This is a genomic window from Micromonospora sp. L31 (genome assembly GCF_052068075.1).
Taxonomy (GTDB): domain Bacteria; phylum Actinomycetota; class Actinomycetes; order Mycobacteriales; family Micromonosporaceae; genus Micromonospora; species Micromonospora purpureochromogenes.
The window spans coordinates 194,950-217,436 of sequence record NZ_JBQHDC010000003.1 but is presented as its reverse complement, the minus strand read 5'-3'; the positions used below and the strand labels follow the sequence as shown (position 1 = coordinate 217,436).

The window sequence follows — 22,487 nt, the reverse complement described above, 5'->3', positions numbered from 1 at the left end:
GGCGGGGACCGTCATATTCCGGACTTTCCTTGTGCATACCCGGTATGTAATTCTGGTCCCCGTCAATGCGACTCCCGTCTATGAAGACGCTTCCCGAGGAGGATCCGTTGCACAGAACCAGAAGGAAGACCGTCGCGCTCGGGCTGGTGCTCGGCCTGGCGCTCGGCGCCCCGGCCACCGCATCGGCCGCCGCACCGACCGCACCGGCGGGCGCCGAGGCGTCCCGGCCGGCCGGGAAACCGTCCGCCCCGACCGGCGGGTCGACCACCGTCACCCTGGTCACCGGGGACCGGGTCACCGTCACCGGCTCCGGCGACGCCGCCGTCCGGCCCGCCGCCGGCCGGAGCGATGTGCGATTCGTGGTACGCCGGGAGCGCGGGCACCTCACCGTGGTGCCCCAGGATGCGCTGGCGCTGATCCGCGCCGGCCGGGTCGACCGCCGACTCTTCGACGTCACCGAGCTGATCTCCGCCGGCTACGACGACGCCCGCCGCGACGACCTGCCGCTGCTGGTGTCGTACGCCTCCGGGGAGGCCCGGCGCGGCGTGGCCGCGCTGCCCGGCGCCCGGGTGACCCGGGACCTGCCGGCGATCCGCGGCGCCGCCCTCACCACCGGCAAGTCCACCGCCGGTCAGGTGTGGGCGGCGGTCACCACCGGCTCCACCGGCACCCGGCTCGGCGCGGCGGGGGGCGTCGAGCGGATCTGGCTCGACGGCCGACGTCGGGTCACCCTGGACCACAGCGTGCCCCAGATCGGGGCGCCCACCGCCTGGTCGGCCGGCTTCACCGGCAAGGGCGTCAGCGTGGCGGTGCTGGACACCGGCGTCGACACGAGCCACCCCGACCTGGCCGGCAAGGTGGCCGAGTCGCGCAACTTCACCGAGGTCACCGACGACCGGGACACGGTCGGCCACGGCACCCACGTCGCCTCCACCATCGCGGGCAGCGGCGCCGCCTCCGGCGGCCGGTACAAGGGCGTCGCGCCGGACGCCACGCTGCTCAACGGCAAGGTCTGCGAGGACATCGGGTGCACCGACTCGGCCATCCTGGCCGGGATGCAGTGGGCCGCCGTCGACAAGCGGGCCGCCGTGGTCAACATGAGCCTCAGCGGCTGGGACTTCCCCGAGGTCGACCCGCTGGAGGAGGCGGTGCAGACGCTGACCGCGCAGACCGGCACCCTCTTCGTCACCGCCGCCGGCAACGCCGGGTCGGACGCCTCCGTCGGCTCCCCGGCCAGCGCCGACGCGGCGCTCGCCGTCGGCGCGGTGGACCGCGACGACCAGCTTGCCGAGTTCTCCAGCCGGGGCCCGCGGGTGGGCGACGACGCGGTGAAGCCCGACATCACCGCGCCCGGCGTCGACATCGTCGCCGCCCGGTCCGCCAGCGGCAGCATCGGCGACCCGGTGGGGGAGAGGTACGTCGCGCTCTCCGGCACCTCGATGGCCACCCCGCACGTGGCCGGCTCGGTGGCGCTGCTGGCCCAGCAGCACCCGGACTGGAAGGCCGGCCAGTTCAAGGCGACCCTGATGGCCGCCGCGAAGCCGCACCCGGCGCAGACCGCGTACGAGCAGGGGGCCGGCCGGGTCGACCTGACCCGCGCGATCGGCCAGCAGGTGACCAGTGACCCGGTGAGCGTCTCCTTCGGCCGTGCGCTCTGGCCGCACGGCGACGACGCGCCGATCACCCGCACGGTGGCCTGGCGCAACGCCGGCCCGACCGCCGTCACGCTCGACCTGAGCACCGAGATCACCGGTCCGGGCGGCCAGCCGGCGCCGGCCGGGATGTTCCGCCTCGGCGCGACCCGGGTGACCGTGCCCGCGGGCGGTCGGGCGGAGACCACCGTCACCGCCGACACCCGGCTCGGGGCCGCCGACGGCTACTGGACCGGCCGGGTCGTCGCCCGCTTCGGCGCCACCGTCGCGGTGACCCCGGTGGCGGTGAACCGGGAGGTGGAGAGCTACACCCTGACGCTGACCCACCTGGACCGGTCCGGCGCGACGACGGCGGACTACTACACCAGCCTGGCCAGCCTGGACCGCTTCGACGTCCGGGACGCCTACGACCCCGACGGAGTGGCCCAGGTCCGGCTGCCCAAGGGGCGCTACGGCCTGAGCACGCTCATCTTCGAGCCCGCCCCCGAGGGCGAAGCCGGCGGGCTCACCATGCTGGCCCAGCCCGAGCTGACCGTCGACCGGGACCTCTCGGTCACCGTGGACGCCCGGCGGGGCAAGCCGGTCCTGACCACGATCCCGAAGCGGGACGCGACGCCGCTGCTGATCGACGTCAGCGCGGTCTTTTTCGGCGACGATGGCAGCAGCTACGGCTTCGGGCTCTGGGCCGACAGCTTCGCCGGCCTGACCACCGCCCAGCTCGGCAGCCCGGTCTCCGCGGACCGGTTCGTCTCGACGGTCAGCAGCCAGTGGGCCGACCGGGAGGCCGCCAGCAGCCCCTACCTGTACGCGCTGAGCGAGGCGGTCCCCGGCCGGATGCCGACCGGTTTCGTCCGGCACTACCGGGCCGGTGACCTGGCCACCGTGGTGCACCGGTTCCGGGGCGGCTACCCGGGGATGGTCGCCGAGCGGTTCGTCATGCCGGAGCTGGAGTACAACACCGGTGCCTCGGCGATCATCCTGCCGACCGAGGTGCCCGGTGAGCGGGTGGAGCACTACAACACCAGGGGCGTGCGCTGGGAGTCCGAGATCGACTTCGGGGTGGTCGACGAGGAGGGCTGGCTGGACCCGAAGGCGGCGCTGTTCTCTGTGCCGACCGCGTACAAGGCGGGGCGGACGGTCCACGAGACCTGGAACCAGGCTCCGTACGGGCCGTCGTTCCCGGCCCCGCGCTGGCCGGAGGAGAGCGTCAGCCGTACCGGTGACCTCATCTTCGTCGGCCTGCCGGTGCACAGCGACGCCGCCGGGCACCCCGGCGGGTCGGTCACCGACACCGCCCGGACCGCCCTGTGGCGCAACGGGAAGCTGGTCGGCGAGAGCGAGTACGCCGGCTACGGCGAGTTCACCGTGCCGCCCGCGGCGGCCGACTACAAGCTGACGGTGTCGGCCACCCGGAGCTTCACCGACCTGAGCACCGAGGTGGAGTCGACGTGGACCTTCCGGTCCGGTCACGTCGCCGGTGACACCCCGGCCCGGCTGCCGCTGATGGCGGTGCGCTTCGCCCCGCCGCTGCGGGTCGACAACAGCGCGCCGGCCGGCCGCCTCTTCGCCGTGCCGGTGCAGGTGCAGCGGCAGCCCGGGGCGCCGGCCGCCGGGGTGGAGAAGCTGACCGTCGACGCCTCGTACGACGGCGGGAAGACCTGGCGCAAGGCCGCCGTACTGCGGGTGCCCGGGAAGGGCTGGGTCGCGCTGCTGCGGCACCCGGCCGGCCCCGGTCACGTGTCCCTGCGGGCCACCGCCCGGGACACCGCCGGCAACACGGTGACCGAGCGGATCGTCCAGGCGTACCGCCTGCGGTGAGCGACGCCGGGCCCGCGGTCTCACCGCCGTGGGCCGGGACGCCGGTCGGGGTCGGGGCGGTTCGCCCCGGCCCCGACCGGTCCGTCAGTCGTTGGCGTGCAGGGCGGCGTTCAGCTCGATGCCCTTGCCGGTGCGCTGCTTCGCCTCCAGCGCGCCGGTGACGGAGTTGCGCCAGAAGAGGAGGCCGTCCACGCCGGAGAGCTCGCGGGCCTTGACCACCCGCCCGTCCGGCAGGGTGATCTTCGACGCGGCGGTGATGTAGCAGCCCGCCTCGACCACGCAGTCGTCGCCGAGCGAGATGCCGACGCCGGCGTTCGCGCCGATCAGGCTCCGCTCGCCGATGCTGACCTTCTCTTTGCCGCCGCCGGAGAGGGTGCCCATGATCGACGCCCCGCCGCCGATGTCGGAGCCGTCACCGACCAGCACGCCCTGCACGATCCGCCCCTCGACCATCGAGGTGCCCAGCGTGCCGGCGTTGAAGTTGACGAAGCCCTCGTGCATCACGGTGGTGCCGGCGGCCAGGTGCGCGCCGAGCCGGACCCGGTCCGCGTCGGCGATCCGGACCCCGGAGGGGACCACGTAGTCGGTCATCCGGGGGAACTTGTCCACTCCGTACACCGCCAGGTACCGGCCGGCAGCCCGCTCGATCACCCGCAGCTCGTCGACCCGCTCCGGCGGGCACGGCCCGGCGGACGTCCAGGCCACGTTCGCCAGCTTGCCGAAGATGCCGTCCAGGTTGACCTCGTTGGGCCGCACCAGGCGGTGGGAGAGCAGGTGCAACCGGAGGTACGCGTCGGCGGCGTCCTTGATCGGGTCGTCCAGCGAGCCGAGCACGGTGGTGACCTCGACGGTACGCAGACCCGGCAGCGCCCGCTCCCCGATCGCGCCCGGCGGCAGGTCGAGCACGTCGCCCTGGTCCTCGCCGGGGACCAGCGGCAGCTCGCCGAGTCCGAGCTTGCCGGTCGGGTACCAGGTGTCGAGCACCTGGTCGTCAGCGGTGACGGTGGCCAGGCCGATGCCCCAGGCGGGTACTGCGGACGTCACTGTTACACCTCTCGTTCGCGGCTGCGGGGCACGCGGGCTCACTGCCCGCGTGCACCGAATTTGACGGTACCGTGCCCAGCATGGAGAACCCGCTGACCCCCGAGGTCTTGGCTGATCCGGTGGCCCTGACCCGTGCCCTGGTCGACATAGAGTCCGTCTCCCTCAACGAGAAGGCGATCGCCGACTGCGTCGAGGAGGTGCTGCGGGGCGTGCCGCACCTGGCCACGTTCCGACACAACAACACGGTGATGGCCCGTACCGACCTGGGCCGGGCGTCCCGGGTGGTGCTCGCCGGCCACCTGGACACGGTGCCGCTGAACGACAACTTCCCGTCGACGATGCGCGGCGACCTGATGTACGGCTGCGGCACCTCGGACATGAAGTCCGGGGTGGCGTTCGCGCTGCACCTGGCGGTGACCCTGCCCGACCCGCGCTACGACGTCACGTACTTCTTCTACGAGGCCGAGGAGATCGAGTCGAGGTACAACGGGCTCACCCTGGTCGGGCAGGCGCACCCGGAGTGGCTGGAGGCCGACTTCGCGGTGCTGCTGGAGCCGACGTACGGGATCGTCGAGGCCGGCTGCCAGGGCACCATGCGGGCGGTCGTCACCACGTACGGCGAGCGCGCCCACGCCGCCCGGTCCTGGCACGGGGTGAACGCCATCCACGGCGCGGGCGAGGTGCTGCGCCGGCTGGGCGGCTACGAGGCCCGACGGGTCACCATCGACGGCTGCGACTACCGCGAGGGACTGAACGCGGTGCGGATCGCCGGCGGGGTGGCCGGCAACGTCGTCCCGGACCGCTGCGAGATCGAGATCAACTACCGGTACGCCCCGGACCGTGACCCGGCCGCCGCCGAGGCGCACCTGCGGGAGGTCTTCGCTGGCTTCGACCTGACGGTGACCGACGCGGCGGCGGGCGCGGCCCCCGGCCTGGAGTCGCCCGCGGCGCAGGAATTCCTCGCCGCCGTCGGCGCCGCGCCGATCGGCAAGCTGGGCTGGACGGACGTGGCGCGGTTCGCGGCGATGGGCATCCCGGCGCTGAACTTCGGCCCCGGCGACCCCAACCTGGCCCACCACAAGGACGAGCACGTCGAGATCACCAAGATCCGCGACGGCGCCGCCACCCTGCACCGCTGGCTCGCCTCCGCCTGACCCCGCGCTTCTCGTCCGGCTCGGCCCGCGCTCCCGGTCCGCTCGCCTCGGTGATCAAGAGGTTTGCGTCTAAAGAGGCCCTTCAGGTGACGCAAACCTCTTGATCGCCACCAAGCACCGGGCGGCCCGGGCCGGCGAGGCGCGCCCGGGCCTCGGCAGTGGGTGCGGAGTGCGGTGGGTGGTCAGGCGGTGGTGAGGGCAGGGGAGTCGGTGGTCTCGGGGTCGGCGGTCGGTGCCGCCGGGGACTCCAACTGTCGGGCACGGCGGCGCTCGGCCACCACGTCCCGGATGCGCCGCTGCATCTGCCGGCGGATCCGCATCCGCTCGTTGTTGTTGATCACGCTTGCTCCTCCCCCGAAGGCGCGCGCCGGGGCATACCCGGTATGTGAATAGTAAGACGTACGGGCGACAGAATTAGTTGCCCAAGATCGCGAACTTTTTCTCCGGCTCGCCTGGCACCGCACCCGGCCGGTGCCGCTCCATTACGGTTGCTCCCATGAGCCAGAGCAACGGGCGGCAGCCGGGCCGCGATCCGGAGCGGCACCGGGGCGCGGTCACGCTGCGCCGCGGCGCGATCCCGACCAGCACCGCCGACCAGCGGCTGCTCGACTCCCGGGGCCGGGGCGACTGGAAGACCAAGGACGCCTGGCGCGCGCTGCGGATCCTCTCCGAGTTCGTGGAGGGCTTCGACACCCTGGCCGACCTGCCGCCCGCCGTCAGCGTCTTCGGCTCCGCCCGCAGCACCCTGGACAGCCCCGAGTACGGGCTGGCCCGGGAGCTCGGGGCCGCCCTGGCCCGCGCCGGCTACGCCGTGATCACCGGTGGCGGGCCGGGCGTGATGGAGGCGGCGAACCGGGGGGCCAGCGACGCCGGTGGACTCTCCGTCGGACTCGGCATCGAACTCCCCTTCGAGCAGGGGCTCAACGACTGGGTCGACCTGGCCATCGACTTCCGGTACTTCTTCGCCCGCAAGACCATGTTCGTCAAGTACGCCCAGGCGTTCGTGGTGCTGCCCGGCGGCTTCGGCACCATGGACGAGCTCTTCGAGGCGCTCACCCTGGTGCAGACCGGCAAGGTCACCCGGTTCCCGGTGGTGCTGATGGGCACCGCGTACTGGCGGGGGCTGCTGGACTGGCTGCGGGACAGCATGGCCGCCGAGGGCAAGATCGGGCCGGTCGACCTGGACCTGATCTGCCTCACCGACGACGTGGACGCCGCGGTCCGGCACATCGTCGAGGCGGAGGCCGCCCTCTCCGTCGAGCAGGAGGCCGTACGCGAGGAGGCCGTCGCGCGGACCGCCGCCGACCAGCAGGCCGCCGCGGACAGCGCGGGCAGCCGCGAACAGGGCGGCGGGCCGGCCGGCCCGACCGGGTCGGGCGCGGGCCGGAAGGGCTGAGCCGTGGCGGCGATCTGCGTCTTCTGCGCCTCCTCCCGTACCCTCGACCGGCGCTGGCTGGAGTTGGCGGCCGAGACGGGCGCGGAGCTCGCCCGGCGCGGACACACCCTGGTCAGCGGCGGTGGCTGCGTCGGGATGATGGGTGCCCTGGCCGACGGCGCGCGGGCGGCCGGCGGGCGCACCGTCGGGGTGATCCCGCAGGCGCTGGTCGACCTGGAGGTCGCCGACCTGGCCTCCGACGAGCTGCTGGTCACCGATGGCATGGCCAGCCGCAAGACGCTGATGGTCGACAAGTCGGACGCCTTCCTCACCCTGCCGGGCGGGTTGGGCACCCTGGACGAGCTCTTCGAGGTCTGGACCACCGCCACGCTGGCCCTGCACGCCAAGCCGATGGTGCTGGTCGACATCGACGGCTTCTACCGTCCGCTGCTGGACTGGCTCGCCACCCTCGCCGACCAGACCTTCCTCAAGCCCGCCGGCCTGGGCCTCCTCCTGGTCGCCGACACCGTCCCCGCCGCCCTCGACCTCCTCGAATCCCACCTCACCTGATCCCGGGTCCGCCCGTTGATCATGAAGTTGTTGCCCTCGATGCCGGCGTGTCGTGGCGACAACTTCATGATCGACAAATGTCCGGCGGGGTGGGGGCGGGGTGGGTGTCGTAGGGGCGTGGTGGGATGTGGGGGTGCAGGGGTACCGGCTGGTGCGCCGGCCTGCCGGACCGGGCCCGGGGGCGGAGCGGTCCGCCGCGACGGTTCGGGGGGACCGGCCAGCCGGCGGAGCGATTCAGGGACACGGCCGGGCGGGCGCGGGCGTCGAGGGGGAGCCGCGGTCCGAGGGGTCGGCGGTCGATGGCGCGCAGCCCGGTGCCCGGCTGACCGACCCGCTCCAGGCGGAGATCGTCGGCCACACCGACGGGCCGATGCTGGTCATCGGCGGCCCGGGCACCGGTAAGACCAGCACCCTGGTCGAGGCGGTCGCCGCCCGGGTGGCCGAGGGGGTCGACCCCGAGCGGATCCTGGTGCTCACCTTCGCCCGGCGGCAGGCCACCGACCTGCGCCACCGGATCGAGGCGCGGATCGCCGGCGCCGGCCACCTCCCGGAGGAGGGGCGGGCGGCCAGCAGCCCGCCGGCGGGGAGCAGCACCGTGACCCGGCCCGCCCGGGTGGTCCGCGAGCCGCTGGTGCGCACCTTCCCCGCGTACGCCTTCGGGCTGCTCCGCCGCGCCGCCGCCGAGCGGGGCGAGCCGTCGCCCCGGCTGCTCACCGGTCCCGAGCAGGATCTGATCATCCGCGAGCTGCTCGACGTGGTGGGCGAGGAGCCCGGCGACGACCCGGTCGGCTGGCCGGAGGACCTGCGCCCCGCGCTGCGTACCCGGGCCTTCGCCGGCCAGCTGCGCGATCTGCTGATGCGGGCCGCCGAGCGCGGCGTCGGGCCGGTCGAGCTGGCCCGGCTCGGCGAGAAGCTCGGCCGCGCCGACTGGCCGGCCGCCGCCCGCTTCCTCCGCGAGTACGTCGCCGTGCTCGCCCTGCGCGACGTCGCCAACCGTGGCTCGATCGCGTACGACCCGGCGGAGCTGGTCCGCGCCGCCACCGGGATGCTGCTGGACGACCCCGAGCTGCTGGCGGCCGAGCGGCGCCGGCTGGCCCACGTCTACGTCGACGAGCTGGCCGACACCGACCCCGCCCAGCAGGAGTTGCTCGCCGTCATCGCCGGCGGCGGCAAGCCCCTGGTCGCCTTCGCCGACCCGGACTCCTCCACGTACGCCTTCCGGGGTGCCGACCCGGCCGTGGTGCACACCTTCCCGCACCGGTTCCGGACGGCCTCCGGCGCGCCGGCCGCGCAGGTGGTGCTGACCACGTCGTACCGGGCCGGGGCGGGGCTGCTGGCCGCCACCGGGCGGCTGGCCCGGCGGCTGCGCGGCCCGGCCGCGCACCGGGCCCTGCACCCGCTGCCCGACGCGCCGCCCGGCACGGTGCAGGTGCGCACGTTCCGCTCCGGCACCAGCGAGTCGGCCTGGCTCGCGCACGCGCTGCGGTCGGCGCACCTGCTCGACGGGGTGCCCTGGTCGCGGATGGCGGTGCTGGTCCGCTCGACCAACCTGCACCTGCCCTCGCTGCGCCGCGCCCTGCACACCGCCGGGGTGCCGACCGTGGTGCACGGCGAGGACCTGCCGCTGCACCTGCAACCCGCGGTGGCGCCGCTGCTGCTCCTGCTGCGCTGCGCGCTGGAACCGGACCGGCTGGACGAGGAGACCGCCGTCGCCCTGCTCCACTCGCCGCTGGGCGGCGCCGACCCGCTCGCCGAGCGACGGCTGCGCCAGGGGCTGCGGGCGCTCGCGCTGGCCGCCGGGGACCGCCGCCCCTCCGGCGAGCTGATCGTCGAGGCGCTGCGCGACCCGGCGGAGCTGGCCGCGATCGACCGGCGCTGGGTCGAGCCGGCCCGGACGGTGGCCGAGCTGCTGGCCACCGCGCGGACGGCGGCGGCCACCCCCGGTGCCACCGCCGAGGACGTGCTCTGGGCGGTGTGGCGGGCCAGCGGCCTCGCCGAGCGCTGGGCCGGGGCGATCAACCGGGGTCGGGCCGCCACCGGCGAGCACGAGACCGCCCAGCGCTGGCGGGCCGAGGCCGCCGACCGCGACCTCGACGCGGTGATGGTGCTCTTCGACGCCGCCGCCCGCTTCACCGACCGGCTGCCCGGCGCGCGTACCGAGGTCTTCCTCGACCACGTCCTCGGCCAGGACCTGCCGGCCGACACCCTGGCCGCCAGCGCGGACCGGGGCGAGGCCGTCCGGCTGCTCACCGCCCACGCGGCCAAGGGACTGGAGTGGGACCTGGTCGCCGTCGCCGGGGTCCAGGAGGGGATCTGGCCCGACCTGCGGCTGCGCGGCAGCCTGCTCGGCTCCGAGCGGCTGGTCGACGTGCTCGCCGGCCGGGCCGACGGCGCCGGCACCCGGGCCAGCCTGGTCGGCCAGACCTCGGCCCTGCTCGACGAGGAACGTCGGCTCTTCCACGTCGCGGTGACCCGGGCCCGGCGCCGGCTGCTGGTCACCGCGGTCGCCTCGGCGGCGGTCGGCGGCGACGACCACGAGGAGCAGCCGAGCCGTTTTCTGCACGAGCTGGGCACCACCGAGCCACCCGCGACCGGGTCGGGCGGCCCCGCGCCGACCGACCCGGTGCCCGGCCCGAAGCCGACCGGCCCGGTGCCCGGTTCGAAGCCGACCGACTTGACGTCGACCGGATCGAAGGCGACCGGCCGGACGCCGGATCGACCGGGAGACGGCGCGACAGCGACCGCCCCGGTGGCGGACCGGCCGGGCGACCGTGCCGCGGTGACGAGCCCAGTCGCCGACCGGCCGGGCGACGGTGCCGCAGCGACCGCCCCGGACGGGCCCAGCGACCGTGCCGCGGTCACTGGCCGGGTCGCCCCCGACCGGCCGGGCGACGGCGCCGCCCTGACCGCCTCGGCGGCAGCGGCCCAGCCCGGCGCTACCGTGTCGTCGGCGGTGGACGACGACGAGCCCCATCAACCCGGCGAGCTGCCGCTCGGGCGTCCGCCCCGGGCGCTCACCCTGTCCGCGCTGGTCGCGGAGCTGCGTACCGCGGTCACCGAGCCGGCGGCGCCACCCGCCCGGCGGCGCGCGGCGGCGGCCGAGCTGGCCCGCCTGGCCGCCGCCGGCATCCCCGGCGCCCACCCGGACGACTGGTGGGGCCTGCGCGGCCTCTCCGACGACCGGCCGCTGGTCGACGAGGGCGAGCCGGTCCGGGTCACCCCGTCGGCGATGGAGAGCGCGCTGCGGTGCAGCCTGCGCTGGCTGCTGGAACGGCACGGCGGCAGCGGCCCGGCCAGCGCCGCGCAGGGGGTCGGCAACCTGGTGCACGCCGCCGCGATGCTCGCCGAGGACGCCAGCGCCGACCGCACCGCCCTGCTGGAGTACGTCGCCGCCCGGTTCGACGCCATCGAGCTGGCCGCCCGGTGGATGGTCGGCCCGGAACGCTCCCGCGCCGAGGCCATGGTGGACAAGCTGCTGCGCTGGCTCGCCGGCAACCCGCGCCGGCTGCTCGCCATCGAGCACGAGTTCGCCGTCCGCCTCGACGACCCGACCCGCCCGGTCGAGCTGACCGGCCGGGTCGACCGGCTGGAGGTCGACGCCGACGGCCGGCTCGTGGTGATCGACCTGAAGACCGGCAAGTCGACGGCGGTCACCGAGCGGGAGGTGGCCGAGCACCCGCAGCTCGGGGCGTACCAGGCGGCGGTGGAGGCGGGGGCGTTCGCCGAGTTCGGTGAGGAGTCCGGCGGTGCCGCGCTGGTGCAGCTCGGCACGGGGGCGAAGGACGCCAAGGAGCAGGCCCAGGCCGCCGCCGGGGAGGGTCCGGAGGCCGGCTGGGCCACCGCCCTGGTCCGGCGCACCGCCGATACGATGGCCGCCGCCACCTTCGCCGCGGTCGCCAACTCGAAGTGCCGGGTCTGCCCGGTGCGCACCAGCTGCCCGGTCTCGGGGCAGGGGCGCCAGGTCGTCGAGCCCCCGGCGATCCGCACCCCGGAGGAGCCGTGACCCAGCCGACCCTGTTCAGCACCGCCGCCCCGGCGCCCCGGGCCGCCGACGCCGGGCCCCGCTACACCCCGGTCGAGCTGGCGAAGCTGCTCCGGCTGCCGGCTCCGACCCGGGAGCAGGCGGCGATCATCGCCGCGCCGGTGGAACCGCTGCTGGTGGTGGCGGGCGCCGGATCGGGCAAGACCGAGACGATGGCCGCCCGGGTGGTGTGGCTGGTCGCCAACTCGTACGTCCGGCCGGAGCAGATCCTCGGCCTCACCTTCACCCGCAAGGCGGCCGGTGAGCTGGCGCACCGCGTGCGTACCCGGCTCGACCAGCTGGTCCGGCGACTGGGCCGGCGCGGGCGCGACCCGCTGGACGACCCGCTCGCCGGCGAGCCGACCGTCTCCACCTACCACTCGTACGCCGGCCGGATCGTCACCGAGCACGGGCTGCGCGCCGGGTACGAGCCGACCACCCGGCTGCTCACCGAGGCGTCCCGCTGGCAGCTGGTCGACCTGCTGGTGCGCAACTACGACGGCGACATGTCCGAGGTCGACCGGATGCCCAGCACCATCACCGACGCGGTGCTGGCGCTGGCCGGGGAGCTGGACGAGCACCTGGTCGACCCGGACGAGCTGGCCGCCTGGACCGGCCGCTTCTTCGCCGACGTGCAGTCCCGCCCCGGCCGGGTCTACGCCGACGTGCGCAGGGCGTTGCAGCTCCAGCAGACCCGGCTCAAGCTGCTGCCGCTGGTGCGGGCGTACGCGCGGCGGAAGGACGACTTCGAGGCGATGGACTTCGCCGACCAGCTCGCCCGGGCCGCGCGGGTGGCCCGCGACCACCCGGCGGTGGGCGCGGTCGAGCGGGACCGCTTCCGGGTGGTGCTGCTCGACGAGTACCAGGACACCAGCCACGCCCAGGTGGTGCTGCTCAACGCGCTGTTCGGCGGCGGCCACCCGGTCACCGCGGTCGGCGACCCGTGCCAGTCCATCTACGGCTGGCGCGGGGCCAGCGCCGGCACCCTGGAGCGGTTCCCGACGGAGTTCACCCGCGCCGACGGCACCCCGGCCGAGGTGCTGAGCCTCACCACGAGCTGGCGCAACCGACCGGAGATCCTCGGCGTGGCCAACGCGCTCTCCCTGCCGCTGCGCGCCGCCGGCGCCCGGGTGCCCGAGCTGCGCGCGGCGCTGAGCGTCCGGGACCCGATTCCGCACCGGAGCCCGGGCGGCCACGCCGCCGGCACCGTGCACTGCGCGTTGCTGGAGACGTACGCCGACGAGGCCGACTGGATCGCCGACAGCGTGCTCGCCGCCTGGCGGGGCGCCGCCCGGTTGCCCGGGGCGCTGCCCGAGCACATCCCGGTGCCGCAGCGCCCCACCACCGCCGTGCTGGTCCGGCTGCGCAGCCAGATCCCGGCGATCGAGGCGGCGCTGCGGGCTCGCGGCCTGCCGGTCGAGGTGGTCGGCCTGGGTGGCCTGCTGGACACTCCCGAGGTCCGCGACGTGGTCTGCACCCTGCGGGTGCTCGCCGACCCGACCGACGGGGCGGCGCTGCTGCGGCTGCTCACCGGCGCGCGCTGGCGGATCGGGCCGCGTGACCTGGTGGCGCTGCACCGGCGCGCCCGGGCGATCGCGCGGGCGCGGCACCGGCTCACCGGCGACGACGGGCCGGAGATCGCGGTGGACGTGCTGGACGAGGCGACGCTGGTCGAGGCGCTGGCCGACCTCGGGCCGGCGCAGGCGTACTCGGCCGAGGGCTACGCGCGGTTGCGCGCGTACGGGATGGAACTGGCGCTGCTGCGCTACCGGCTGGACCAGACCCTGCCGGAGCTGATCGCCGACATCGAGCGGACCATCGGCCTGGACGTGGAGGTGGCGGTCCGGGCCGGCCGGGACGGCGCCGGCGACGCCGGGCTGGCCCGGGGCCACCTGGACGCCCTGGGCGACGTGGCAGCCCGGTTCAGCGGCGAGACCCCGGGGGCCACCCTCGCCGGGTTTTTGGCCTACCTGGCCGCCGCCGAGGACGAGGAGCGCGGCCTGGCCCCCGGCGAGGTGGAGGTGGTCGAGGGCGCCGTGCAGGTGCTCACCGCGCACGCCGCCAAGGGGCTGGAATGGGACGTGGTGGCGGTCGCCGGGCTGACCCGGGGAGGCTGGCCGGGGCCGGTGCGCAACTCGGACCACTGGCTGGGCGGGCTCGGCGTGCTGCCGTTCCCGCTGCGCGGCGACGCCGACGGGCTGCCCGAGCTGGGCCTGGCCGGGGCGGAGGACCAGCGCGGGGTGGCCCGGGCCGTGGAGGACTTCACCGACGCCTGGCGGGCGCACGACGAGCGGGAGGAGCGCCGGCTGGCGTACGTGGCGGTGACCCGGCCGCGTCGGCTGCTGCTCTGCTCCGGCTACTGGTGGGGGGAGGGGACCAAACGCTTCCGGGGTCCGTCGGTCTTTCTCCGCGAGGTGCACGACGCCTGCCTCGACGGCGCGACCGGGCACCTGGTCGACGCCTGGGCGCCCGAGCCGGCCGGGGACGCGGTCAACCCGACCACCGAGATGGTGCTGCGGGCGGAGTGGCCGGCGGACCCGCTGGGCGCCCGCCGGCCGGCGCTGGCCGAGGCCGCCGCGCTGGTCCGCCGGTTCCTCGCCGACCCCGCCGCGGCCCGCCGCGATTCGGCCCCGGCCGAGGGCCGGTCCGAGTCGGCCTCGGGCGAGGATCAGGCCGAGCCGGCCCCGGGCGAGGTGCGGCCGACCGAGGTGGACGATCCGGAGGTGGCGCGCTGGCGGCGGGAGGCCGACCTGCTCCTCGCCGAGCGGGCAGAGCTGCTCCGGCAGGCCGAAGCCGTGGAGGTGGCGCTGCCCGGGCACCTGTCGGTGACCCAGCTGGTGGCGCTGCGCCGCGACCCGGAGGCGCTGGCCCGGACGCTGCGCCGGCCGATGCCGACCGAGCCCAACCCGTACGCGCGGCGGGGCACCGCCTTCCACACCTGGCTGGAGCAGCGCTTCGGCGCCGACCGGCTGCTCGACGTGGACGAGCTGCCCGGCGCGGCCGACGCGGACGCCGCGCCGGACGAGGCGCTGGCCGAGTTGCAGGAGCGCTTCCTGGCCAGCGAGTGGGCCGAGCGGGTGCCGGTGGAGGTGGAGGTGCCGTTCGCCACAGTGCTCGCCGGGGTGGTGGTCCGGGGCCGGATGGACGCCGTCTTCACCCGCCCCGGTGGCCGCTACGACGTGGTCGACTGGAAGACCGGCCGCCGGCCCACCGGCCGGGAAGCCGAGGTGGCGGCGGTGCAGCTGGCCGTCTACCGGCTGGCCTGGGCCGAGCTGGCCGGGGTGCCGGTCGACCGGGTCGGCGCGGCCTTCCACTACGTCCGGGAGGGCGTGACGGTGCGGCCGACGGACCTGCTCGACGCCGACGGGCTCACCGCGTTGATCTCCGGCGTACCGGAATTTCGGCCCGGGGGTGGCGCGCCGGGCAATCCGTGATAGGTTCGTCCCGTTGCAGTTTTGGTTTCCAGAGACTCTGTGTGCGCCTGGCGGATTGTGGCCCCAGGCGCTCTTTGTTGTGTCCGGAGTTCTCCGGGCGGGGCGACCAGAAGCGACAAGCGATTCGCGCATTCCCGCGCGGAGCGCTCCTCTTCGAGTCCGCAACAGGTGCGGGTTCGACGTTCCGTCAAGGAGACAGAACACATGGCTATTGGCACCGTCAAGTGGTTCAACGCTGACAAGGGCTTCGGCTTCATCACCCCGGACGGCGGCGGCGCTGACGTCTTCGCCCACTTCTCGGCGATCCAGTCCTCCGGCTACCGGAGCCTGGACGAGAACCAGCGGGTCGAGTTCGAGGTGACCCAGGGCCAGAAGGGCCCGCAGGCGGAGAACATCCGCCCGCTCTGATCCTCGGATCAATCCGTAACACCCTGATCTTCGGATCGACCCGTAACACCTCCGCGCCCTCCGGGCGCGGTGACGGGACCGGTCCGCCGCGCCGCCCCCCGCTCCGGCGGGAGTGGCGTGCTGCGGCGGACCGGCCTGTACCCCTTCGGTTCGTGCTTGTGAGTCGCGGCGGATCCGCTCCGCCGGCGACAGCGCCGATTCACCGGCGCCCTCCCTCGACACGTGCCGCGTCGAGGAAGGCATTTCCGCATGACCATGACCATTCCCACCTTCGCCGCGACCGGCCTGGCGCCGGCGCTGCTCACCGAGCTGACGGCGCAGGGCATCACCGAGCCGTTCCCGATCCAGACGGCCACCCTGCCGGACTCGCTCGCCGGCCGCGACGTGCTCGGCCGGGGCCGTACCGGCTCTGGCAAGACGCTCGCCTTCGGGCTCCCGCTGCTGTCGCGTACCGCCGGCCGTCGGGCCCGCCCCGGTCGCCCGCTGGCGCTGGTGCTGGTGCCGACCCGTGAGCTGGCCCAGCAGGTCACCACCGCGCTCGCCCCGTACGCCCGCGCCGTCGGGCTGCGCTGCGCCACCGTGGTCGGCGGCCTGTCGTTGCAGCGGCAGGCGGACGCGCTGCGCTCCGGCGCCGAGGTGGTGGTGGCCACCCCCGGCCGGCTGCACGACCTGATCAACCGGGGCGACGCCCGCCTCGACCAGGTCGCCATCACGGTGCTGGACGAGGCCGACCAGATGGCCGACATGGGCTTCCTGCCGCAGGTCACCAAGCTGCTGGAGCAGGTCGCCCCGGACGGCCAGCGGATGCTCTTCTCCGCCACCCTGGACGGCGGCGTGGACAAGCTGGTCCGCCGGTTCCTGACCAACCCGGTCTCGCACTCGGTCGACCCGGGCACCGCCACGGTGACAGCGATGACGCACCACGTGCTGCACGTCGACGCGGCCGACAAGCCGGCCGCGCTCACCCAGATCGCCGCCCGTGAGGGCCGCACCATCATGTTCATGGCCACCAAGCACCGCGCCGACCGGATGGCCCGCCAGCTGCTGGCCAAGGGGGTACGCGCCGCCGCCCTGCACGGCGGCAAGTCCCAGCCGCAGCGCACCCGGATCCTGGAGCAGTTCCGCACCGGCCAGGTGACCGCCCTGGTCGCCACCGACGTGGCGGCCCGCGGCATCCACGTGGACGGGCTGGACATGGTGGTCAACGTGGACCCGCCGACCGAGGCGAAGGACTACCTGCACCGGGGCGGTCGTACCGCCCGGGCGGGGGAGTCCGGCACCGTGGTCACACTGGTCCTGCCCGAGCAGCGCCGGGACGTCTCCCGGTTGATGAGCGTGGCCGGGATCAAGCCGCAGTCGACCCAGGTACGCCTCAACGACGGGTCGCTGGCCCGGGTGACCGGTGCCCGGGAGCCGTCCGGCCTGCCGGTGACCATCGCCGTCCCGCAGCCGGCACCGGCCGCGCGTACGGCCAACGGTGGCGGGGACGGCGCGCGCTCCGCGCACCGCACCTCGGGCCGCTCCCGGCGCCCGCGCCGCCCGCGTACCGCCTGACCTTGTCCGGCCCGCAGCGGCCGCGCACCGCCCGACGGCGGTCGCGCGGCCGCTGTTTCGGTTTTCCGGCACGTCCCGTCTGGCCCGGAGTCGCGGCATCGCTGGAAATCGTCGACCTGGCGGGGCCGGACGGCCACGCTGGGTGAACGTTCGGCCGGCTGAGTCGGCAAACAGGCGAGGTTGGGTCCGATCGGCGACTGTCCCGAGGCCCCTGCCTGATCAAAGCTTGTACCCGGGGGGAAGATCCGGCCGGGGGGCGGCCGGGCACGGGAGGGGTGACCATGGCGGGCGACGCCGATTCGGGGGCCGTGCGCGAGCTGCTGGTGGTGTTCGCAGTGGCGGGCGCGGGGCTGGTGCTCGCCATGGTCGCGGCGTTCGCGCCCTGGCACCCGAGGCCGGGGCGCGCCGCCCCGGCGGGGCTGGTGGAACTGCGCAGCCCGGCCGGCTCGGCCGGCCCGGCGGTGGAGTTGACCTCCGGCTAGCCGGGAGATGGTCCCGGGGCCGCGGCCGGCGAGGGGCCGGTACGCGGGGGTGGCCGGTCGGGCTCCGGGGGGAGGACCGACCGGCCGTCACCCGATGGCGGAATTCTCGCGGCGGACCAGCAGGTCGGCCAGCGTGGTCCGGTCGACCACCACGGCGATCGCGCCGTGCACCGCGAGCCAGACGTCGCGCAGCCCCGTCGCCACCCCGTGGTAGCCGGCGTCCTCCGCCGGCAGGCCGCGCACCGTGGTCAGCGAGCCGCCGACGGCGCGCAGCACGTCCCCGACGCTGATCTCCCCGGCGGGCCGGGTCAGCGCGTACCCGCCCTCGGTGCCCCGGTGGCTGTGCAGCAGCCCGGCCCGGCGCAGGTCCAGCAGGATGCCCTGGAGGAAGCTGAGCGGGATGCCCTGACTCTCCGCCAGGGCCGCCGCCTTCACCAGCTCGCCACCGGCCCCGCCGGGCGCTGTCGGCCCGCCGGCCGGCACCGACCCGCCGGCCGGCCCGGCCCGGGAGCCGGTAGGCGTACCCGACCCGCCCGCCGGAACGGGGGCCGTCGGCGACTCCGAGCCCACCGGACCGCCGTCGCCGCCGGTCGAGGCGGCGGCGACGGCGAGCATCGCCCGGAGCGCGTAGTCGCTGCGCGCGGAGACGTACACGTCACTGACCGGCCTGGTCCAGCACGCCCCAGCGGCGCCGGATCGCCTTGTCCGCCGCGCCGAAGGCCGCGTCGACGAGCAGGCCGACGACCAGGATCACGATCATCGTGGCGAGCAGCCAGGGCGAGTCCGCCAGCTCCCGGGCGTAGGTGAGCTGCGCGCCGAGCGAGGTCTGCGAGATGCCGACCACCAGCAGCTCACCGGCCATCAGGCTGCGCCAGGAGAAGGCCCAACCCTGCTTCAGGCCGGCCACGATCGCCGGCAGCGCGGCCGGTGCGATGACGTACCGGTAGAGGTTGAGTCCCCGGGCGCCGAGGTTGCGGCCGGCGCGCAGCAGCAGTGGCGGCACGTAGTCGACGCCGCTGATCACCCCGTTGGCGATGGACGGGGCGGCCCCGAGCACCACCACGAAGAAGATCGCCTTCTCGCTCAGCTCGAAGAGCAGGATCGCCAGTGGGAACCAGGCGATGGACGGCATGGTCTGCAGGGCGGTGATCATCGAGCCGATGGCCGCCCGGAGCACCCGGGACCGGGCCACCGCGAGGCCGACCAGCAGGCCCACCGCGACCGAGAAGACGTACCCGACGGCGGCCCGGCGCAGCGTGATCGCGATGCCCTCCCACAGCTGGGCGCCGCTCGCCTGCCGGATCAGCTCCTCGCCCACCACCACCGGTCCCGGCAGCGACCACGGTGGCTTCCAGCCGCTCCAGACCACCACCTGCCAGATGGCGATGGCCAGGGCCAGCGCGGCGAGTTTCGGCCAGGTGGCCGCCCAGAGCCGGGCGCCCCGGGAGACCTCCTTGTCCCGACCGGCGATCTCCAGCGCGTCCAGCCCGGAGATCTCCGCGTCGGTACGCGGCGCCCCGGTGAGGGTGTCACCGGCCATGACGGCCCACCTCCGTACGAAGTCGGTCGGTGACCTCGGCGGCGATCGCGGCGACCTCGGGGGAGTCGATGCGCCGGGGTCGGGGCACGTCCACCTCGGTCGACCAGATGATCCGGCCGGGTCGGCTGCTGAGCAGGATGATCCGGTCGGCGAGCCGGGCCGCCTCGCGGACGTTGTGGGTCACGAAGAGCACTGACAGCTTCCGCTCGGACCAGATCCGTTCCAGCTCGTCATGCAGGATGTCCCGGGTCATCGCGTCCAGCGCGCCGAACGGCTCGTCCATCAGCAGGACCGGGGTGTCCAGGGCCAGGGTGCGGGCCAGCGCGACCCGCTGGCGCATCCCGCCGGAGAGTTCGTGCGGGCGCTTGCGGCCGAACTCGGCCAGGTGGACGGTGCGCAGCAGCTCCGCCACCCGCTCGCGCCGCTCGGCCCGGGGCAGCCCACGCAGCTTAAGCGGCACCTCCACGTTGGCCTCGACGGTCAGCCACGGAAAGAGCGCCGGCTCCTGGAACATCAGCCCCGGGCTCGCGTCGCCGGCCAGCGCGATCCGCCCACCGCTGGTCCGGTCCAGGCCGGCCACCAGGTTCAGCAGGGTGCTCTTGCCGCAGCCGGAGGCGCCGACCAGGCAGACGAACTCCCCGGGCGCGACGTCGAGGCTCACCCCGTCGAGGGCGAGGACGGCGTTCGCCCCGCGCCCGTACACCTTCGTCACGCCGGAGAGCGCGACCGCGGTGGTCGCGCTTCCCGGCGCCGTCGTGGTCGACGTCATGGCTGGGCGACCTCGGTCTTGCCCTGCGTCTTGAGCACCTCGTTGAGGTACGTCAGGTCGTACAGCCCGTCGAGGCTGACCGGCTGGGTGAGTCCCACCGCGACCGCGTGGTCGAGCCCGGTCTTGAGCGAGGCCGCGATCGGGTCGTTGGTGAACTCCAACGTCGGCCAGGCCTGCTTGATCAGCTTGAGGTCGAGCGGCTTACCGGTGATCTTGCCGACGGCCGCAGAGATCGCCTGCTGGGACTCGTCCGGCTTGCTGTTGACGAACTCGTTCGCGGCGACCTGCCCCTCGACCAGCTTCTTCACCACGTCCGGGTGGGCCTTGAGGAACTTGGTGCTGACGATCAGGTTGGTGATGACGAACTTCCGGTCCGGCCAGAGGTCACGCTCATCGACGAGCACCTTGCCGCCGGCGTTGACCAGCCGCGAGACGAACGGCTCGGGCACCCACGCGCCGTCGATCGCGCCGCTGCCGAAGGTCTCCACCGTCTGGGCGTTCTCCTGGGGCACGATCGTGACGTCGCCGCCGCCCTCCTTGGTGGTCTTCAGGCCCTTCTCCTTGAGCCAGTAGCGCAGCGCCACGTCCTGGGTGTTGCCCAGCTGCGGGGTGGCGATCTTCTTGCCGCGCAGCTGCTCGACCGAGGTGATCTCCGGCTTGACCACCAGGGCCACGCCGCCGGAGGCGGCGCCGGAGATCACCCGGACCGCCTCGCCCTTGGACTTGGAGAAGGCGTTCACGGTCGGGTTCGGACCGATGTACGTCGCGTCGAGCGCGCCGGAGAAGACCGCCTCGATGGCGGCGGGGCCGGCGTTGAAGGTCTTGGTCTCCAGCTTGACGTCGGTGCCGAGCCTCTCGGTGAAGATGCCCTTCTCCACGCCGACCACGGCCGGGGCGTGGGTGATGTTGGGGAAGTAGCCCAGCCGCAGAGTGACCGGGCCGGAGCCGCCGGCCTCGCTGTCGTCGCCGCACGCCGCCGTGGTCCCCGCCGTCGCCACGCCCATGACGGCGAGGGTGGCGAGGGAGACCAACCGACGGAAGGGGAGCCGTCTCATCGTCCATCCAATCCGCAGTATTCCTACTTGATTAGTAGGAAGAGTGGGGCAGTGGCCGGCCGGCGTCAAGACCCATCCACGATCCGGGACGGCCTGCCGGGGGAATCTCGGCAATTCCCACCTGTTCGGTGGGGTTGGCGGCGTCGGTCGGTCGCCCGCCGAACCGCCGTCCGGCGGCGCACCACCCCCCGCGGCGGAGCACCCGCCGGTGCCGACCGCTTCTGCGCGGAGGTCGCCGGTGTTGGGGGTGCCAACGCGCTAGGGTCGATCTCGTGCCGACGCGCAGAGTCAGAATCCCCGCGACGAAATATCCGGTCGAGCGGTACACCCTCGACAACGGCCTGCGGGTGGTCCTCACCCCCGATCGCAGCGCCCCGGTCATCGGGGTCGCGGTCGTCTACGACGTCGGCATCCGGTCCGAGCCCGAGGGGCGTACCGGCTTCGCCCACCTCTTCGAGCACCTGATGTTCCAGGGCTCGGAGAACCTGGAGAAGCTGGCCCACTTCCGGCACGTCCAGGGCGCCGGCGGCACCTTCAACGGCTCCACCCACCTGGACTACACCGACTACTTCGAGACGCTGCCGAGCAACGCCCTGGAACGGGCGCTCTTCCTGGAGGCCGACCGGATGCGCGGCCCCCGGCTGACCGAGGAGAACCTGCGCAACCAGGTCGACGTGGTCAAGGAGGAGATCCGGGTCAACGTGCTGAACCGGCCGTACGGCGGTTTCCCGTGGCTGACCCTGCCGCCGGTCATGTTCGACACCTTCCCCAACGCGCACGACGGCTACGGCTCCTTCGTCGACCTGGAGTCGGCCACCGTCGCCGACGCCGCCGACTTCTTCCGCCGCTACTACGCCAGCGGCAACGCGGTGCTGGCGGTCAGCGGGGACATCGACGTCGCCGAGGCGATGACCCTGATCGAGCGGCACTTCTCCGACGTGCCGGCCCGACCCGCGCCGCGGCGGCCCGACTTCACCGAGCCGGACCTGACCGCCGAGCGGCGCAGCACGTACACCGACACGCTGGCGCCGCTGCCGGCGGTCGCCGGGGCCTGGCGGGTGCCCGACCCGATCGACGACTTCGGCGGTTACCTGCCCTACGTGGTGCTGGCCGAGGTGCTCACCGACGGCGACGCCTCCCGGCTGGTCGAGCGGCTGGTCCAGCGGGACCGGACGGTCACCGGCCTCGGCGGCTACCTCGGCTTCATGGGCGACCCGTTCGACGTGCGCGACCCCACCGCGCTGCTGCTCCAGGCGCACCTGCCACCCGGCGGCGACGTGGACAAGGTGCTGCGCACCATCGACGAGGAGATGGACCGGCTGGCCACCGACGGGCTGATCGAGGGCGAGCTGGCGCGTACCCAGGCCAGGATGGCCACCCACCTGCTGCGGGACACCGACGCGGTGCTCGGTCGGGCGTTGCGGATGGCCGTGCTGGAACAGCAGCGCGGCGAGCCGGGCCTGCTCAACGAGCTGCCCCGGCTGGTCGGCGAGGTCACCGAGGAGCAGGTCCGAGCCGCCGCCGCCACCCTGCGGCCGGAGCGCCGCGCCGCCGTCGAGGTCATTCCCGGAGGTGCCCGGTGAGCGCGAGGAGTGAGCCGGGGTTGCGAGC

At 74.5% G+C, this 22,487-nt stretch carries 16 protein-coding genes; 10 read left to right on the top strand and 6 right to left on the bottom strand.

The window, feature by feature from the left end; translation table 11 throughout:
• The first annotated feature begins 80 nt into the window (after window positions 1–80).
• Window positions 81–3,470 carry a S8 family serine peptidase gene (locus ACTMS9_RS10605; RefSeq protein WP_441164804.1) on the top strand — a complete coding sequence of 1,130 codons (3,390 nt, stop codon included), beginning with the start codon at window positions 81–83 and terminating at the stop codon, window positions 3,468–3,470.
• 84 nt (window positions 3,471–3,554) lie between these two features.
• On the opposite strand, the gene dapD is transcribed toward ACTMS9_RS10605, so the two are convergent.
• Complete coding sequence (dapD, locus tag ACTMS9_RS10600; RefSeq protein WP_441142454.1) at window positions 3,555–4,514, bottom strand: 2,3,4,5-tetrahydropyridine-2,6-dicarboxylate N-succinyltransferase; 960 nt, start codon at window positions 4,512–4,514, stop codon at window positions 3,555–3,557.
• An 80-nt stretch (window positions 4,515–4,594) separates the two neighbouring features.
• On the opposite strand from dapD, the gene dapE reads away from it, so the two are divergent.
• Window positions 4,595–5,668, top strand: a complete 1,074-nt coding sequence (gene dapE, locus ACTMS9_RS10595) for a succinyl-diaminopimelate desuccinylase (protein ID WP_441142455.1) — start codon at window positions 4,595–4,597, stop codon at window positions 5,666–5,668.
• Window positions 5,669–5,850: 182 nt separating this feature from the next.
• Here dapE and ACTMS9_RS10590 read toward each other — a convergent pair whose 3' ends face one another.
• Complete coding sequence (locus tag ACTMS9_RS10590) at window positions 5,851–6,009, bottom strand: hypothetical protein (RefSeq protein WP_441142456.1); 159 nt, start codon at window positions 6,007–6,009, stop codon at window positions 5,851–5,853.
• Window positions 6,010–6,164: 155 nt separating this feature from the next.
• On the opposite strand from ACTMS9_RS10590, the gene ACTMS9_RS10585 reads away from it, so the two are divergent.
• From ACTMS9_RS10585 to ACTMS9_RS10555, 7 genes are all read left to right on the top strand, one after another.
• Window positions 6,165–7,064, top strand: coding sequence for a TIGR00730 family Rossman fold protein (locus ACTMS9_RS10585; protein WP_441142457.1), 900 nt, complete (start codon window positions 6,165–6,167; stop codon window positions 7,062–7,064).
• A gap of 3 nt (window positions 7,065–7,067) precedes the next feature.
• Entirely contained in the window at window positions 7,068–7,613 is a 546-nt protein-coding gene (locus ACTMS9_RS10580; RefSeq protein WP_441142458.1) for a TIGR00730 family Rossman fold protein, read from the top strand.
• Between the two features lie 133 nt (window positions 7,614–7,746).
• Window positions 7,747–11,616 carry an ATP-dependent helicase gene (locus ACTMS9_RS10575; RefSeq protein ID WP_441164803.1) on the top strand — a complete coding sequence of 1,290 codons (3,870 nt, stop codon included), beginning with the start codon at window positions 7,747–7,749 and terminating at the stop codon, window positions 11,614–11,616.
• Window positions 11,613–15,068 (top strand): ATP-dependent helicase, encoded by a 3,456-nt coding sequence (locus ACTMS9_RS10570; protein ID WP_441164802.1) that lies wholly within the window; start codon window positions 11,613–11,615, stop codon window positions 15,066–15,068. Before ACTMS9_RS10575 ends, ACTMS9_RS10570 begins: the two co-directional genes overlap by 4 nt.
• A gap of 204 nt (window positions 15,069–15,272) precedes the next feature.
• Window positions 15,273–15,476, top strand: a complete 204-nt coding sequence (gene cspE, locus ACTMS9_RS10565; protein WP_007464836.1) for a transcription antiterminator/RNA stability regulator CspE — start codon at window positions 15,273–15,275, stop codon at window positions 15,474–15,476.
• Window positions 15,477–15,725: 249 nt separating this feature from the next.
• Window positions 15,726–17,030, top strand: coding sequence for a DEAD/DEAH box helicase (locus ACTMS9_RS10560; RefSeq protein WP_441142461.1), 1,305 nt, complete (start codon window positions 15,726–15,728; stop codon window positions 17,028–17,030).
• Window positions 17,031–17,311: 281 nt separating this feature from the next.
• The gene (locus ACTMS9_RS10555; RefSeq protein ID WP_154942138.1) at window positions 17,312–17,512 is read left to right on the top strand and encodes a hypothetical protein; all 201 of its coding nucleotides are present in this window, start codon (window positions 17,312–17,314) and stop codon (window positions 17,510–17,512) included.
• Window positions 17,513–17,599: 87 nt separating this feature from the next.
• On the opposite strand, the gene ACTMS9_RS10550 is transcribed toward ACTMS9_RS10555, so the two are convergent.
• The 4 genes from ACTMS9_RS10550 to ACTMS9_RS10535 are packed head-to-tail and all read right to left on the bottom strand — an operon-like array spanning window position 17,600 to window position 20,876.
• Window positions 17,600–18,166 carry an RrF2 family transcriptional regulator gene (locus ACTMS9_RS10550; protein ID WP_441164801.1) on the bottom strand — a complete coding sequence of 189 codons (567 nt, stop codon included), beginning with the start codon at window positions 18,164–18,166 and terminating at the stop codon, window positions 17,600–17,602.
• A 1-nt stretch (window position 18,167) separates the two neighbouring features.
• On the bottom strand, window positions 18,168–19,052 hold the full coding sequence (locus tag ACTMS9_RS10545; protein ID WP_441142463.1) for an ABC transporter permease: 885 nt from the start codon (window positions 19,050–19,052) through the stop codon (window positions 18,168–18,170).
• Complete coding sequence (locus ACTMS9_RS10540) at window positions 19,042–19,821, bottom strand: ABC transporter ATP-binding protein (protein ID WP_154942140.1); 780 nt, start codon at window positions 19,819–19,821, stop codon at window positions 19,042–19,044. The genes ACTMS9_RS10545 and ACTMS9_RS10540 overlap by 11 nt, the downstream gene beginning before the upstream one ends.
• Entirely contained in the window at window positions 19,818–20,876 is a 1,059-nt protein-coding gene (locus ACTMS9_RS10535; protein WP_441164800.1) for an ABC transporter substrate-binding protein, read from the bottom strand. Before ACTMS9_RS10535 ends, ACTMS9_RS10540 begins: the two co-directional genes overlap by 4 nt.
• Window positions 20,877–21,148: 272 nt before the next feature.
• Between ACTMS9_RS10535 and ACTMS9_RS10530 the strand changes: the two genes are divergently transcribed.
• Window positions 21,149–22,459, top strand: coding sequence for a M16 family metallopeptidase (locus ACTMS9_RS10530; RefSeq protein WP_441142466.1), 1,311 nt, complete (start codon window positions 21,149–21,151; stop codon window positions 22,457–22,459).
• Window positions 22,460–22,487: the final 28 nt, after the last annotated feature.